This is a genomic window from Microbacterium sp. CGR1 (genome assembly GCF_001266755.1).
In the GTDB taxonomy this organism is placed as follows: domain Bacteria; phylum Actinomycetota; class Actinomycetes; order Actinomycetales; family Microbacteriaceae; genus Microbacterium.
This window is the reverse complement of sequence record NZ_CP012299.1, coordinates 1006935-1020662: the sequence shown is the minus strand read 5'-3', so window position 1 is coordinate 1020662 and position 13728 is coordinate 1006935. Positions and strand designations below refer to the sequence as shown.

Genomic DNA, 13728 nt, shown 5'->3' with positions numbered 1-13728 from the left:
GTGGGGCTCAGGCCTTGCGCCACTCGTGCGACTCGATGCTCGCGCCGGCCTGCGGCCCCATCTGCAGCATCCCTCCGTCGATCACCACCGATGCTCCGGAGATGTAGGCGGCCGGCGGCGACGCGAGGAAGGCGATCAGCGCGGCGACCTCGCGTGCGTCCCCCGGGCGTCCCAGCGGGATGCCGGGGCGGTCCTGCGTGTGAGGATCCACATCCGTCTGCCCGGTCATCGGGGTCGCGATCTCGCCGGGGGCGACGCTGACCGCGCTGATCCCCGCCGAGCCCAGCTCGAGGGCGAGGTTCTTCATCAGTCCATCGAGTCCGTGCTTCGCGGCGTCGTACGCGCTCGAACCGACCATCGGCTGATGCGCATGCACGCTGGTCACGGCGATCAGGCGGCCGCCGTTGCCCGCCGCGACCATCGCGCGCGCGGCGCGCTGCAGGCAGACGAAGGCGCCGGTGAGGTCGGTGTCGATGACGTGCTTCCAGTCATCCAACGAGAGGTCGAGGAACGGAGTCGACGTCCCGGTCCCCGCGTTGTTCACGAAGACGTCGAGGCCGCCCAGTTCCGCGATCAGGCCGTCGATCACGTCGCCGCACGCGGGGATGTCGGCGACGTCGAGCTGCCCCGTGATCGCCCGCGCTCCGTGGGTGCGCACCTCTTCGGCGGTCTGCTCGGCGCCCGCCTGATCGGAATGCCACGTGATCGCCACGTCCATCCCGGCGGTGGCGAGCGCCACCGCCGTGGCGCGGCCGATTCCCGAATCGCCGGCCGTGACGATCGCCCTGCGGGGTGCGTGGTCAGTGTCCATCGTCGTCTCCTCGTGATTCGGTCCAGCGCAACGCAGCCTCGGGATCCCTGACTGCTCGGTTCTCGCGCGGCTCGTCGTCGGCCAGCGGTTCGTCTTCTTCGATGACCACACGGGCATCGGTCAGCACGGCTGCCCGCGCCAGAGCTTCGGCGATCGGAATCCTGCCGATCACTCCTGCCGCGAGCCGCTCGGACTCGTCCGTCGCCACCCACGGCGCGGCGTCGAGCGCCAGCAGAGTGCGCTCGTCGTCGAGCATCCGATTGTCGAGAAGCAGTGTGTCGACGCGTGCCTGCTGCAGCGCCGCTGTGACCTCAGCGACGCCGACGGCCCCTGCACTCCCGTCATCGATCGAGGCTCGGGTGCGCACATCGGCGACTGTGGCCACAGCATGGCGCGCACAGGCCCGAGCGATCGCGGAATCGAGCTCGTCGGTGTCGGCACCGTCGGCGAGGGTGTTCCCGTCGACCATGACCAGCAGGTCTCGCGCGGTCTCGTCGAGCGCATCTCTGAGGAGCTGCTTGGCCCGGACGTCGCCGGACACGACGACGAAGGCCGGATGCTCCTCGCGAATGAGATCGGTCACGGCGCCGGCGACTTCGTCCTGATTGCGCTTCCAGGTCGTCTCGGCGTACCTGTGGAAGGCCGACTGCAGTCCGCCACCCGCCTGCACCTTGGTCATGTCCTGCGTGCTGCCATCGATATCGAACCGCGCCTCCGCCCCGCCGCCGGCCCGCTCGAGTCGAATCTCCGCGCTCGCGCGGCTGGTCTCGACGACGATGTAGCGGGCGGCGGCGCTCTGGTGGCGCAGCAACGGCAGCACGGATGGCAACGCGCTGTGCGAGAGCCGCTCAGGGCCCAGCCGGGGCCCGACGAAGCCCTCGTCGAGCACCACATCACCGCCGGACGCCAGCAGCACTCGTGCCGACGGGCTGGGAAACCCTTTGCTCTGCGCGAGAGCCTGCTCGACGGCCCGCGCGTCGTCGTCCGGAGCGCCGCTCTCGATCAACCTTTCGCGCACGGCCCGTCGACGCGCCTCCTCTTCGACCTGAGGATCGGCCCCGGTGCCATCGACGTACACGCTCGTCCAGGCGCCCGGCCGCTGGAGGAGAGCCGTGAGAGTGTCGCGGGTCATGGCGAGTCCTCGCCATCGTGGAGGTCGGGATCGAGCGGGTCGCTCTCGAAGCTGCGCTGGACCGCCTCGTCGTCGGTGTCATCGGGCAGCGGCTCCGTCTCTCGGAACGGCTCGGCATGGGGCCTGCCATGGCCCTGGACCATCCCTCTGGTCTCCTGCTTCATCTGCTCGTCGAGCTCGGGACCGTGTGTGGTGTTGCCCCGCTGGATGTCGGACATCATGTTCTCCTCTTCGGATTCGGTTCGGATTCCGCCGACGCTACGATCGTGGGAGAAGGCCGGCGAACGGGTTGACGCGGATCGAATGCGGCGCTAGCCGGCCGTCTTCTCGTATGCGCGCATCGCCGCGTCCTGCGCGTCAGCCAGGGCATCCTCGATGGACTTGTCGCCGAGCAGCGCCGCAGTGATGGCGTTGTTGAGCTCGTTCTGGATCTCCTGACCGGCGGGCGACGAGCCGAATGACTCTCCGTACTCGACGACGTCGTAGTAGGTCGAGATCACCTGATCGAATCCGGCGTTGCCGCTCTCGGTGACCCACTGATCGCGGATCTCCTGGTCAGATGCCGGCGACCCGGTGAAGAGGCCGGTGTTGATGCCGCCGTCCTGCTCGCGGACCTCGGCGCGCGCCTCGCCAGCCGCGTTCCAGGCCTCGTCGGAGGTGAGTTCCACCATCCATGCGCAGGCAGCTGCGGGGTTCTCCGCACCGACCGGGATCACGAACGCCGTGCCTGACGCGACCGAGAAAGGCTCGCCGTCCGATGAGCGGAACGGGACCGCTTCGAGCTCGAGCTGGTCGACATACGGGGAGAGCACGTTGGGGTACCACTGGGCGTTGACCTGACCGCCGACCTGTCCCGCCACATACTGGTTGTTGTCGCCGAAGGTGTCGAAGGAGTCGGTGAAGCTCTTCACCGACGCGAATCCGCCCTGGGCGTCCGTGATCTCTTTCAGCATCTCCAGCCCGGCGACGTTGCTCGGATCGTCGAGCGTGGGAGCCCCTTCTTCATCGTTGAGCTGCCCGCCCATCGCCAGCACCCAGAGCCCGCCCTGGCCGGTCGCGACCGGGTCGAAGCCCAGGCGGGTCGGCACTCCTCCCGACTCCTGGTAGATCTTCTCGATCGCTCCCATCAGGGCATCCGGCTTCGACGTGTCGAACTCCTCGGCCGAGACACCGGCCTCGGCGAGCACCGCCTTGTTCAGCAGGATCGCCGGCGGCTGGTAGAACTGCGGCACGGCCCACACGCCGTCCTCGTACGTCACATCGTCGACGACGAAGGGATACCAGTGATCGCGCGGCGAGACGTCGTGCGCCTCGAAGCACGCGTCCAACGGCATGATCAGGTCCTGTGCCGCATACGTCGTGACGTAGCGTCGGTCCATCTGCACGACATCGGGCACATCGCCGCTCGCGATGCGGGTGGTGAACTTCTGAGCGTCGAACGCCGTGGCGTCGAGGTCGACCTCGACGTCCGAGAGCTGCTCGGCGGCATAGTCCATGCGCGAGGTGCCGACATCATCGGCGTTCTCGAAACCCCAGGCCTTCAGGGTTCCGGTGGCGTCCGCGCCGAAGTCGACCGACTCTGCGGCGCTCTCGCCGCTTCCCCCGCCGCACCCGCTGAGCAGCAGAGCGGATGCCGTCACGGCTGCGGCGGCTCCGAGGATTCGTGTCTTCATGTCGTTCTCCATTCATGTGGGGGGCGGATACCCGCCCTGCGAGATAGGGATCAGCCCTTGCGCCCCTGCGTCGCGACGCCCTCGATGAAATACCGCTGGCCGAAGGCGAAGAGCAGCAGCATCGGCAGGGTCACGATGAGCGATGCCACCATCACGTACTGGTAGTCGCCGTGACCACCGGCCGTCGGGCTGTACTTCGTCATCGCGTAGGCGATGCCGAGAGGCGCGGTGAACTCGTCGACGGACCCGGCGTTGAGGTAGATCAGCGAAGCCTGCAGGTTGTTCCAGCTGGCCTGGAACTCGAAGAGGAACACGATCACGAACGACGGGATCGAGAGCGGCATCGCGATGCGCCAGAACAGGCCCCAGGCGCTCGCTCCGTCGAGTCGCGCGGCCTCGAACAGCTCTCGGGGAAGTCCGAGGAAGAACTGGCGCTGCAGGAAGATGTAGAAGGCGGAGCCGAACAGGTTCATGCCCCACAGCGGAACCCAGGTGCCGAGCATGCCGGTCTGCTTCCAGATGAGGTAGACCGGAATCATCGTCACCGCTCCCGGCAACATCATCGTCGCCAGCACCAGTCCGAACAGCAGCTTGCGGCCCGGGAATCGGAAGTAGGCGAACCCGAAGGCCACGATCGAGCTCGAGATGGCGACGGTACCCGCAGCGAGCAGGGCGATGGCGACGCTGTTCCACACCCAGCTCAGCAATGGCAGCTGATTCCACACCTCGATGTAGTTCTCGGGAACGAACGTGCGCGGGAAGAGACTGTTGTCGAACACCTCTCCCCGGGGCTTCAGGCTCGCGGCGATCAACCAGATGAAGGGGTAGAGGAACAGCAGGCCGAAGCCGATCAGAACGATCGTGAGCAGGATGCGTGCGACCAGACTCTTCGGTCGAGCGAGGCGTCGACGTCTGCGCGGCTGCCCCGGGGTCGTGACCGAGACCGTGTCGGTGCGGGGTTCCGGTCCGGGAGGCGGGGTGAGCGGGACAGGTCGGATCGTCGTCGACATCAGCGGTCTCCCTCGTAGTAGACGAAGCGGTTGCCGACCTTCACCTGGATGAGCGTGATCAGCATGATGATCACGAACAGCAGCCAGGCCATCGCGGCCGCGAAGCCGAAGTCGAACTGGCGGAAGGCCTGCTGGAACAGGTAGATGGCATAGAACAGCGACGCCTCGGGGGAGGCGTTGCTCTGATCTCGCCAGAACAGCAGATAGGCCTGGTCGAAGATCTGGAAGGCCGCGATCGAGAGGACGATGACGTTGAAGAACATGGCTCCCGAGATCATCGGCAGAGTGATCGAGAAGAACCGGCGGATGGGCCCGGCCCCGTCGAGCGACGCCACCTCGTAGAGCTCGATCGCCACATTCTTGAGCGCGGCGAGGAAGATGACCATCGTTCCGGCGACCGTCCAGAGCGTCATGATGACGATGCTCGGTTTGACCCATGCCGGGTCGACCAGCCACTGCGGTCCCGAGATGCCGAACACGCGGAGGAACTGGTTGATCGCCCCCGAGTTGCCGTTGAGCAGGAGGAAGAAGACGGCGGCCGTGGCGACGGCGGGGGTCATCTTGGGCAGGTAGTAGAGCACCCGGAAGAAGCCGGCGCCGCGGCCCACCCGATTGAGCAAGAGTGCGAGGACGAGCGCGAAGATGATCTCGAGAGGCACGGCCATCACGACGTAGAACAGCGTGTTGGCGAGCGAGAGCCCCACCCGAGGGTCGTCGAAGAGCTCGGCGTAGTTGGCGATGCCGATCGGACGCGCCGAGTTGGTGGCGAGGTTGTAGTTGCTGAACGAGATGTAGAGGCTGTACGCCATCGCACCCGCCGTGAAGATCAGGAATCCCAGGATCCATGGCGAGATGAACAGGTATCCGGCCAGGACCTCACGCCTGTTGTACGGATCGCGCTGCCGTCGCTGCCGGTGTGCCGTCTTCATGAGAGGAGAAGCTAGACGCGCGGGGAGAAACAGGCGCGGGGCTTGTCACCGAACGGTTGTTGTGCAACTCTCGGACTTCATAGGTGCCTCCATCGCGCCGCCCGTCGGCTGGCGGTATCGTGAAGAGCACTATGAGTGAGTCATTCGACGATGCGCTGAACGATCTGGAGCGCTCCGGTCGTCAGCTGGACGCGCTCAGTGGTTTCTTCCTCGATCGGTTCCCGGTCACGGGTGCCGCGGTCTCGACCGTAGGGGACGTGCTCGGGAGCGAGACGATCTCCGCGACCGACGACGTGGCGGCACGCCTGGATGAGCTCCAATTCGACCTCGGTGAAGGCCCGTGCTGGGAGGCCATGCGCACCTCTGCCGCTGTCCTCGAGCCCGACTTCCGGCACCGCGGCGTCTCTCGGTGGCCCGCCTTTGCCTCGGCTGTGGAAGACGACGCGGAGGTCGCGTCGATGTTCGCCTTCCCGCTGTCGGTCGGCGAGATAAAGATGGGGGCGGTCGATCTCTACTCGGCAGAGCCGGTCGCTCTCACCCCGGGCGAGTGCACTCAGGCGCGCGCTATGGCCGACGTGGTGAGCCGGCATGTGCTGAGGGACGCTCTGTCGGGCTTCGCGGACAACGACGCGCAGACGGGGATCTACTCTCGGAGAACCGTGCACCAGGCGACGGGGATCGTCCTCGCGCAACTCGACATCGGTCCGGACGACGCGCTGCTCATGCTTCAGGCGCGGGCATTCTCGACCGGGCAGCGCGTCATGGAGGTCGCGCAGGCGGTGGTCGACGGTACTCTCCGCTTCTCGCGCACGTCAGGCGGAATCGAGGCGGGGTCATGACCGCGCCCACGCGCGAAGCTCGGCTGCTGGAGCTCTTCGCCACGCTCGCGGACACGATGGTCGACGACTACGACGTCGTGGACCTGCTGCAGACACTCGTGGATGCGTGCCAGGAGCTGCTGGACGCGAGTGACGCCGGCATCCTTCTCGCCGACACCGCGGGTGATCTCGAACTCGTCGCATCCACGAGCGAGGCGACGGAACTCGTCGAGGTGATTCAACTCGGTGCGGAGGCAGGGCCCTGCATCGAGTGCTTCGTGACGGGGACGGCGGTGTCGGTTCCCGACATCGCCGCCGGTTCAGGGAAGTGGCCGGTGTTCCGCCAGGCGGCGCTGGAGAACGGCTTCGCGGCCATCGAGGCGATACCGATGCGGCTGCGGAACACGACGATCGGCACCCTCAACCTTCTCCGATCCGACACCGGGTCGCCGCCCGCGGAAGACCTCTCCGCGGCGCGAGCGTTCGCCGATGTGGCAACGATCGGGATCCTGCACGAGCGGAGCCTCCGAGAGCAGGAATCGCTCTCGTCCCAGCTGCAGACCGCACTGAACAGCCGAGTGATGATCGAGCAGGCCAAGGGCGTGGTCTCGTTCACGGCGGGGGTGTCGATCCCCGACGCCTTCACGCTCATGCGCACCTTCGCCCGTGATCACGGCCTGCGTCTGAGCGAGGTGGCTGAGCGCATCGTGCGCCGCGACATCAGGCTTGAACCACCTGAAGCCTGAAAACGCAAGGGGGGTCGACCTCGCGGACGAACGGGCCTAGCGTGGAATCGCTGCCCCGGACCCGGTAGCGAAATGCAACCGTCAACAGTTCCGGGAGTGATCATGAAGTCCCTCATCACCCAGGTCGGCACCTACCTGACCGGCGACGCGACCGCAGACGCGGTGCTGGAGTACTGGAAGGCCCTGGCGGAGGAGCGGCGATCGGATGTCGTGGAGATCCCCGTCGTCGGCCCCGCGGGCGGGCGGTCGAGTGTGCGGGTGACGCTAGGCGCCATGTTGCCGATCGCCGTTGTGCATGCGGAACTTTCACCGCAGATCGAGGACGACGACAAGGCAGCCGTCGGGATCCGGGCTCGCGCGCACGCGCTCACGCCGACTGCGACGAGCGCATTCGACTCCGCTGACGTGCCGGAGGTGTTCGACCCGGAGTGCGAATCGGACCTGGTCTGAGTCCGCGTACGCGAGCGAGCTAGTCGCCGTCGGAGGCCCACTCCAGGCGGGAGAGAGTGCCGACATCGAGCGAGTAGCGCCTGTCGATCTGAATACAGGTCAACAGGGTGTGTCCGCATCCGCGACACAAGAGGATCACGCCGGCCGGATCCAGTTCTGCGACGGCGTCGCCGAGCACGGCCTTGCGATCGCAGCGCGTGCAGGTGGCCCGAGCACCGGTCATGTCCCTGCCGAACACTTCGATCAGGATCCCGCCAGCGGCGTTGCCGTCGACTCTCGTGCGATGGCCGGGGTGGGCAGCGTCCATCAGGCACCTCCGAAACGCTCGGTACGGATGCGGTCGGGCGGATGCCCCGCCGCGACGAGCAGATCGGCGACCGCCTCGACGAAGCCGGTCGGCCCGCAGACGTATACCGAGGGGCGCTGGGCGGCGGGGATGGTCGAGGCCTCGAGCGTCGCGGCATCCACCCTGCCCGCGGGGCGAGCGAAGCCGACCGGTGCCGAGCGGCTGTACGCCCAGTCGACGCTGAAGGCGTCGTCGGCGAGATCGCCCAGTTCGGCCGCGTAGAAAGCGTCGTCCGCGGAACGCACCGCGTACAGGAGCCGCATCGGTGCGGAGCTGGCCGAGCGCGCATGCTCCCGGGCCATCGCGAGGAGTGGCACTATCCCTGAACCGCCGGCGATGAGCTGAACGGGCTCGGGCTGGGCTGGGGTCCACACGAAGTAGGCGCCGATCGGACCGCGGACCTCCAGCTCGTCGCCGGGCCGGACGTCCTCGACGAGATACGGAGAGACCTCGCCATCCGGCACCTCGTCGACGGCCAGCTCGAGCACGTCACCCTCTCCGGACGATGCGAGCGAGTACGACCGCACGGCCTGATAGCCGTCCTCAGCGGTCAAACGCACATCGACGTGCTGTCCGGCGAGATTCCCCGGCCACCCGTCGACCCGGAGGGAGAGCACGCGGCCATGGGGTGCGGCTCGTCGGACCTCGATGACGCTGGCGACAAGCCACAGCGACGACGAGGTCACCAGTAACGCTCCTCTTTCCACGGGTCGCCGTACATGTTGTATCCGTTCTGCTCCCAGAACCCCGGTTCGTCGTTCTCGAGAAGATCCAGGCCGTGGACCCACTTCGCGGATTTCCAGAAGTAGAGGTGGGGGACGAGGAGCCGGGCGGGGCCGCCGTGCTCTGCGGCGAGCGGCTCGCCCTCGAACTCGAATGCGATCCACGCCTTGCCGCCGGTCAGGTCGGCGCGGGGAACATTCGTCGTGTACCCGCCGTAGGAGAAGACCCGGGTGAAGTCGCCGTCTCCGGCATCCTGCAGCAGATGATCGAGCGAGACTCCGCGCCACTGCGTGCCCAGCTTCGACCACCGCGTCACGCAGTGGATGTCGGTGGTGATCGTATCGATCGGGAGCGCCTGCAGCTCATCCCACGACCAGGTGCGGCGAATGCCGTCGAGCCCGACGACCGCGAACTCCCAGGTGTCGGTCGCGACTCGGGGTGTTGGTCCGGCCGAGAGCACCGGGAAGTCCTCGGTGAGGTACTGACCCGGGGGGAGCCGGTCATCCGACTCGCGTCGCCGGGCGCCGAAGCCGCGGGAGATCACAGCCATGATCGCCTTCTTTCGTTGGTCCCACTCATTCCACCCGATTGAACGGGCGGACGCCTCCTGCAGGTGTCGAACGCGGCACGCGCGGGTCGCCCCGATTCTAGGACCGTGGGGCGCGGTGTCGCACCATTCGAGGGCGGAGAGCGCCGGACGGCGTCTCCGCCCTCGAGAGGTCAGACGACCTCGGCAGCCGCCTCGACGATGAACTGGATGACGTCCTGGGGGAGGGCACGCATCACGAGGTGCGGTGCGTCGAGTTCGATGACGCGACGGAAGTTGCCGCGGGTGTAGCCGAAGCGCTCGACGTCCGGGTTGATGGTGTGGTCGGCAGCGGACACGATGCCGAAGGCAGGCTTGGTCTTCCACGCAGCGACCGGTGCGGCCTCGCTGAACGCAAGGGCTGCGAGGGGGCGCTGTGCGACGGCGAGGACCTCGGAGATGGCGGGGTCGATGCCGGCAGCGAAGACGTGCGGGAAAGCCTCGACCTTGACCGAGACGTCCGTGCCGTCCTCAGCGCCGGGGTTCGGGAACGGAGTGTAGACGAGGTTGGCGGCCAGCTCGGAGTCGGGGAACCCGCCCTGCAGCTGGCCGAGGCTCTCGCCTTCTTCGAGTGCGTAGCCCGAGAGGTAGACCAGCCCCACGACGTTGTCCGCAGCACCGGCGACCGTGATCACTGCGCCACCGTACGAGTGGCCGACCAGGAGGACGGGCCCCTCGATCTTCTCGACGACAGAGCGGATGTACGCCGAGTCGCCGAGCAGACTGCGGTTGGGGACGGCGGGGACGACGACCTCATGGCCGAGATCGAGAAGACCGCGAGTGACGGGCTCGAAGCTCGCGGCGTCGGCGAATGCGCCGTGGACGAGGACGATGGTGAGGTTCGACATGATTTCCTTTCGGGGGTGGTGGTTATGACGCTAGGTTCGGCGGCCGATCCTGTCGGGCTTCGCCGCGAAGAAGTGGCGGCACTCGCAAGGATCAACCCGGAGTACTACGTGCGGCTCGAACGCGGCCATGACCACCAGCCGTCTGCGCAGGTGCTGCTGGCGCTCGCCCAGGCGCTGAAGCTGGACGACGCCGCCACGACGTATCTGCTGCGGTTGAACAGCGGGTGGAGTCCGTCTGCGATGGAGCGATCACCTGCCTCCCAGAAGATCCCGGAGTCCGTCACAGCGCTTCTGCGAACACTGCAGGACGTGCCCGCAGTCGTCGTCGACGGCAACCAGGACGTACTCGCTGCCAACCCCCTCGCGCAGGCTCTCCAGCCGGCTTCGATGCAGCCGGGACGGAATCTCCTCCTGGCCACTTTCAGTGCCGGCGCGCGGGACCGGGTCGGTGAGACCTGGAGGAGTCTGGCCGAAAGGCTTGTGGCGTCATTCCGTCTGCGGAGCAATCCGAACGATCCCCGTTTTCGGGAACTCCTCGCGAACCTGCTTATTCAGGATGCCGACTTTCCGGGGATCTGGGCACGGCACGAGGTCGCGGATCTCAGCTTCGACACCACCCAGCACAGGATCGAGCCGTTCGGAGTCGTGACCGTCTCCTGGCAGCACTTGCAGGTGCCCAATACTGACACCTATCTCGTGCTGTTCGCGGATCCACCGGGCTCGCCTGCCGCGGCGGCCATCCGCTACCTCGCCGAGTCGATCCGCTGAGCGGGCACCTGTCGGGTGCGTGACCACAGTTCGCGCACTGCGGCCGCCGAAGAGTCGTCGGCGGGAATCCACAGCAGCACTCTGTGGTCGCTGCCATCCGCCGATATCCGCGCCTCGTACTGCTGCCGTCCTGTCATCGGGTGTAACACGTCGATGAGCTGCGAGGCGGGGCACTCATCGAGCTCGGTCCGCGCCCACTGCTCCCTGAATTCCTGGCTGTGCGCCCCGAGCTCGCGGATCAGGTGCGCGAAGCGGGGGTCCTGTCCGAATTGGACGAGGTTCGCGCGCAGCAGGCCGGCGACCTGTCCGGCGATCTCACTCCAACGCCCCAGCGTCTCGGCCGCTTCGGGATTCAGGAAGAATGACCGCGCGAGGTTGTTTCCGACGGTGAACGCGGCCGTCAGGGCCATCGCCAGAGGCGTCGTCGACACGACATCCAGATGACGGTTCACGACCACCGTGATCTGGGGTGATGGTGATCCGGAGTGCTCCATTGCTGTCTCGCGATCCATGACGGCCACGATACCTTCGGCCTCGGGCCCCACAGGGTCCCTCTCAAGGCCTGCCACGGGGCGTCCAGGCGTGCACAATGCCCTGCAGGCCCCGCCGAGTCAGGGGCTGCGATTATCGTGTCTTCTCATAGTCCGCCGCCAGCCAGTCGTGTCGCATGGGAAAGGTGTCGAGTGAGCCGTCATACTCCACTCGGATCCGAACGCACGCTGACCGTGCGCGGGATGCGGTTCCGCGTGATCGAGAGCCGGGCGGATGACGCGACCGAGACGATCGTGCTGATCCACGGCATCGGGATGTCTCACCGCTACTTCGCGCGACTGCACCACGTGCTCGCTCGGTCGGTTCGCGTCGTGTCCCTCGACCTGCCGGGGTTCGGGGGGCTCCCCAAGCCCGGTCACGACATCACGATCGAAGAGATGGCCGACGCCATCGGAGAGCTGGTGGTCGCAGTGAGCAGCGGCCCGGTGGTTCTCGTCGGCCACTCGATGGGAGTCCAGTGGGCAGTCGAGACCGCGGTTCGCCATCCGGCGCGGATCGCCCGAGTGGTCGCGATCGGGCCGGTCGTCGACGACGCACATCGCAGCCTCGGCGCACAGGCGCGTGCGCTGGCTGTCGACACGTTGGGGGAGACCCCGGCCACGAACGTCATCGTCTTCAGCGACTACGTGAGGTGCGGCCCGCGCTGGTATCTGCGACAGGCTGCCCATATGCTGCGTTATCCCACCGAGGATCGGGTTGGGAGTCTCACCGTGCCGCTGCTCGTCCTCCGCGGAGCGAAGGACCCGATCGCCGGTGCCGCGTGGTGCGATCGCCTCGTGTCGAGCGCCCGCGACGCGGACATCGTCGCGATTCCCGGCAGACATCACGTCGTACAGCGATCTGCGCCGGATGCGGTTGCAGACAGCATTCTGGAACCGACTCCGGGATCGCGATCGGGGTGACCGCCGGAGTCGCCGCGCCGATAGTGCTCCTTCGATCAGCGCGATGTCAAGACCGTCTCCGACAAGAGTCGGGATTCGTAGCGTGGCCGCATGAATCGCACTCGATCCTTCACCGAGGTGGCACCCGGCTTCTTCTGCGTATCGGTCGCCGAGGTGAACTGCTACCTGATCAAGACAGTCGATGGGCTCACGCTCGTCGACGCCGGACTGCCCGGCAGTCGACGACCGCTGCACGCGCTGCTCGAACACCTGGGCGCCCGCGAGTCGGACATCGACGCGGTCATCCTCACCCACGGGCACTTCGATCACGTCGGAGTCGCCTCGAGCATCCGCGCTCACGGGGCGACGGTGCTCGTGCATTCCGCGGACGCGCGCCTCGCCCGGCATCCGTACAGCTATCGACCCGCGAGTCCGCGGGTGCCGTATCTGCTCTCGCACCCGCGCGGCATCCCCGTGATCGCTCGGATGGCGGCGCACGGGGCGCTCGGCGTGCGCGGCGTGGACGCCCTCGGTCGGATCCACCACGGGCAGCCCGTGGATGCCCCCGGTGCGCCGACCGCGCTCTGGACTCCCGGTCACACGGCAGGGCACTGCGCCGTGTTCTTCGAGGAGCAGGGGATCCTGCTCTCGGGCGACGCGCTCGTGACCCTCGATCCCTACACCGGCGAGGCAGGTCCCCAGATCATCGCGCGCGCCGCGACCGCCGACACCGCACGGGCGCTCGCCTCGCTCGACACACTCGCCGAGACGTCGGCTCAGCTCGTGCTGCCCGGACACGGCGGCCCCTGGCGAGACGGGATCGCGGCGGCGGTCGCGGAAGCCGCACGACGCGGCGCCCACTGAAGACGGGCGCCGCGCCATCAGCGCTCAGCGCGATCGACGGGCGCGCTGCACCGCTGCCGCCGCCGCCGCGACGGTGAGGATCCACGGCCCCGCGACGATGATGGGGTCGAGCCAGGCGTGCCGCAGATCGCGGCGTCCGCGTCCGAATCGAGATGCGATCGGGCGGTGGCGCGGTTCGGAGGTCACACCGGTCAGGGTCACGGGATCGTCCGGCCGGGTCGTGAGGAAGGACCTGGCGTGAGCGGTGACGGCATCGATCCGGTCGCCGAGCACGAGCAGCAGCCACCGGGTGTTCTTCGTCTCACTGAACCGGTCGTACGCGAATCGACGGATCACGCCGGAGACCCCGTGCAGCGGCTGGGCGGTGCCGAACACGGGAGGGAGCATCGAATGCTCGATCGACTTCTCCCGCCGGGGGTCTTCGTCCTGACGCTCGGGGAACGTCCACCGAGCCCCCGTGTCCGGAAGGTCATCCCGCTGGTCCCAGGTTCTGCGGTGCTCAGGGTCGAGATCGGCGCCCCACCCGGGGATCCGCTCGCGCAGCTCGTCCGCGGAGGGCGCGAGGCCCGGACGATCGGCCGTGTAAGGCAT

At 67.4% G+C, this 13728-nt stretch carries 18 protein-coding genes; 6 read left to right on the top strand and 12 right to left on the bottom strand.

The genetic code is table 11. The features are described from left to right. Positions 1 to 7: 7 nt before the first annotated feature. From AKG07_RS04860 to AKG07_RS04835, 6 genes are all read right to left on the bottom strand, one after another. Positions 8 to 811: an SDR family oxidoreductase gene (locus AKG07_RS04860; protein ID WP_053096363.1), complete on the bottom strand. Its 804-nt coding sequence runs from the start codon at positions 809 to 811 to the stop codon at positions 8 to 10. After that, a complete protein-coding gene (locus AKG07_RS04855) occupies positions 801 to 1943 on the bottom strand; it encodes a baeRF2 domain-containing protein (RefSeq protein ID WP_053096362.1) in 1143 nt (380 codons plus the stop codon). The genes AKG07_RS04860 and AKG07_RS04855 overlap by 11 nt, the downstream gene beginning before the upstream one ends. Then, entirely contained in the window at positions 1940 to 2161 is a 222-nt protein-coding gene (locus tag AKG07_RS04850; RefSeq protein ID WP_053099137.1) for a hypothetical protein, read from the bottom strand. Before AKG07_RS04850 ends, AKG07_RS04855 begins: the two co-directional genes overlap by 4 nt. Before the next feature lie 93 nt (positions 2162 to 2254). Then, entirely contained in the window at positions 2255 to 3616 is a 1362-nt protein-coding gene (locus AKG07_RS04845; protein WP_053096361.1) for an ABC transporter substrate-binding protein, read from the bottom strand. Positions 3617 to 3666: 50 nt separating this feature from the next. Beyond that, positions 3667 to 4626, bottom strand: coding sequence for a carbohydrate ABC transporter permease (locus tag AKG07_RS04840; protein ID WP_053096360.1), 960 nt, complete (start codon positions 4624 to 4626; stop codon positions 3667 to 3669). Continuing rightward, positions 4626 to 5555 (bottom strand): carbohydrate ABC transporter permease, encoded by a 930-nt coding sequence (locus AKG07_RS04835; protein WP_053096359.1) that lies wholly within the window; start codon positions 5553 to 5555, stop codon positions 4626 to 4628. The genes AKG07_RS04840 and AKG07_RS04835 overlap by 1 nt, the downstream gene beginning before the upstream one ends. Before the next feature lie 131 nt (positions 5556 to 5686). Between AKG07_RS04835 and AKG07_RS04830 the strand changes: the two genes are divergently transcribed. The 3 genes from AKG07_RS04830 (at position 5687) to AKG07_RS04820 (ending at position 7569) form a co-directional block, all read left to right on the top strand. Continuing rightward, positions 5687 to 6394 (top strand): GAF and ANTAR domain-containing protein, encoded by a 708-nt coding sequence (locus tag AKG07_RS04830; RefSeq protein ID WP_053096358.1) that lies wholly within the window; start codon positions 5687 to 5689, stop codon positions 6392 to 6394. Next, on the top strand, positions 6391 to 7119 hold the full coding sequence (locus tag AKG07_RS04825; protein ID WP_053096357.1) for a GAF and ANTAR domain-containing protein: 729 nt from the start codon (positions 6391 to 6393) through the stop codon (positions 7117 to 7119). The genes AKG07_RS04830 and AKG07_RS04825 overlap by 4 nt, the downstream gene beginning before the upstream one ends. Before the next feature lie 102 nt (positions 7120 to 7221). Continuing rightward, entirely contained in the window at positions 7222 to 7569 is a 348-nt protein-coding gene (locus tag AKG07_RS04820; RefSeq protein WP_053096356.1) for a hypothetical protein, read from the top strand. 19 nt (positions 7570 to 7588) lie between these two features. Here AKG07_RS04820 and AKG07_RS04815 read toward each other — a convergent pair whose 3' ends face one another. From AKG07_RS04815 to AKG07_RS04800, 4 genes are all read right to left on the bottom strand, one after another. Further along, entirely contained in the window at positions 7589 to 7876 is a 288-nt protein-coding gene (locus AKG07_RS04815; protein WP_053096355.1) for a DUF6510 family protein, read from the bottom strand. Beyond that, positions 7876 to 8601, bottom strand: a complete 726-nt coding sequence (locus AKG07_RS04810; protein ID WP_053096354.1) for a ferredoxin reductase — start codon at positions 8599 to 8601, stop codon at positions 7876 to 7878. Before AKG07_RS04810 ends, AKG07_RS04815 begins: the two co-directional genes overlap by 1 nt. Next, positions 8598 to 9188 (bottom strand): sulfite oxidase-like oxidoreductase, encoded by a 591-nt coding sequence (locus tag AKG07_RS04805; protein ID WP_053096353.1) that lies wholly within the window; start codon positions 9186 to 9188, stop codon positions 8598 to 8600. The genes AKG07_RS04810 and AKG07_RS04805 overlap by 4 nt, the downstream gene beginning before the upstream one ends. 170 nt (positions 9189 to 9358) lie before the next feature. Then, positions 9359 to 10072 carry an alpha/beta hydrolase gene (locus AKG07_RS04800; protein ID WP_053096352.1) on the bottom strand — a complete coding sequence of 238 codons (714 nt, stop codon included), beginning with the start codon at positions 10070 to 10072 and terminating at the stop codon, positions 9359 to 9361. Here AKG07_RS04800 and AKG07_RS04795 point away from each other — a divergent pair. After that, entirely contained in the window at positions 10043 to 10840 is a 798-nt protein-coding gene (locus tag AKG07_RS04795; protein WP_171821919.1) for an MmyB family transcriptional regulator, read from the top strand. The two genes, AKG07_RS04800 and AKG07_RS04795, sit on opposite strands and share 30 nt — an antisense overlap. Here the strand turns inward: AKG07_RS04795 and AKG07_RS04790 are convergent. Then, positions 10816 to 11352: an MmyB family transcriptional regulator gene (locus AKG07_RS04790; protein ID WP_150115074.1), complete on the bottom strand. Its 537-nt coding sequence runs from the start codon at positions 11350 to 11352 to the stop codon at positions 10816 to 10818. The two genes, AKG07_RS04795 and AKG07_RS04790, sit on opposite strands and share 25 nt — an antisense overlap. Positions 11353 to 11523: 171 nt before the next feature. On the opposite strand from AKG07_RS04790, the gene AKG07_RS04785 reads away from it, so the two are divergent. Together AKG07_RS04785 and AKG07_RS04780 are read left to right on the top strand one after the other, a co-directional pair. Then, positions 11524 to 12294, top strand: coding sequence for an alpha/beta fold hydrolase (locus AKG07_RS04785; protein ID WP_233277327.1), 771 nt, complete (start codon positions 11524 to 11526; stop codon positions 12292 to 12294). A 90-nt stretch (positions 12295 to 12384) separates the two neighbouring features. Beyond that, positions 12385 to 13137: an MBL fold metallo-hydrolase gene (locus AKG07_RS04780; RefSeq protein ID WP_053096349.1), complete on the top strand. Its 753-nt coding sequence runs from the start codon at positions 12385 to 12387 to the stop codon at positions 13135 to 13137. 24 nt (positions 13138 to 13161) lie between these two features. Here AKG07_RS04780 and AKG07_RS04775 read toward each other — a convergent pair whose 3' ends face one another. Then, positions 13162 to 13728, bottom strand: a complete 567-nt coding sequence (locus tag AKG07_RS04775) for a hypothetical protein (protein ID WP_053096348.1) — start codon at positions 13726 to 13728, stop codon at positions 13162 to 13164.

Coding starts and splice junctions, on each gene's coding strand:
- AKG07_RS04860 (WP_053096363.1), bottom strand. CDS start 811: ATGGACACTGACCACGCACCCCGCAGGGCGATCGTCACGGCCGGCGAT.
- AKG07_RS04855 (WP_053096362.1), bottom strand. CDS start 1,943: ATGACCCGCGACACTCTCACGGCTCTCCTCCAGCGGCCGGGCGCCTGG.
- AKG07_RS04850 (WP_053099137.1), bottom strand. CDS start 2,161: ATGTCCGACATCCAGCGGGGCAACACCACACACGGTCCCGAGCTCGAC.
- AKG07_RS04845 (WP_053096361.1), bottom strand. CDS start 3,616: ATGAAGACACGAATCCTCGGAGCCGCCGCAGCCGTGACGGCATCCGCT.
- AKG07_RS04840 (WP_053096360.1), bottom strand. CDS start 4,626: ATGTCGACGACGATCCGACCTGTCCCGCTCACCCCGCCTCCCGGACCG.
- AKG07_RS04835 (WP_053096359.1), bottom strand. CDS start 5,555: ATGAAGACGGCACACCGGCAGCGACGGCAGCGCGATCCGTACAACAGG.
- AKG07_RS04830 (WP_053096358.1), top strand. CDS start 5,687: ATGAGTGAGTCATTCGACGATGCGCTGAACGATCTGGAGCGCTCCGGT.
- AKG07_RS04825 (WP_053096357.1), top strand. CDS start 6,391: ATGACCGCGCCCACGCGCGAAGCTCGGCTGCTGGAGCTCTTCGCCACG.
- AKG07_RS04820 (WP_053096356.1), top strand. CDS start 7,222: ATGAAGTCCCTCATCACCCAGGTCGGCACCTACCTGACCGGCGACGCG.
- AKG07_RS04815 (WP_053096355.1), bottom strand. CDS start 7,876: ATGGACGCTGCCCACCCCGGCCATCGCACGAGAGTCGACGGCAACGCC.
- AKG07_RS04805 (WP_053096353.1), bottom strand. CDS start 9,188: ATGGCTGTGATCTCCCGCGGCTTCGGCGCCCGGCGACGCGAGTCGGAT.
- AKG07_RS04800 (WP_053096352.1), bottom strand. CDS start 10,072: ATGTCGAACCTCACCATCGTCCTCGTCCACGGCGCATTCGCCGACGCC.
- AKG07_RS04790 (WP_150115074.1), bottom strand. CDS start 11,352: ATGGATCGCGAGACAGCAATGGAGCACTCCGGATCACCATCACCCCAG.
- AKG07_RS04780 (WP_053096349.1), top strand. CDS start 12,385: ATGAATCGCACTCGATCCTTCACCGAGGTGGCACCCGGCTTCTTCTGC.
- AKG07_RS04775 (WP_053096348.1), bottom strand. CDS start 13,728: ATGCCTTACACGGCCGATCGTCCGGGCCTCGCGCCCTCCGCGGACGAG.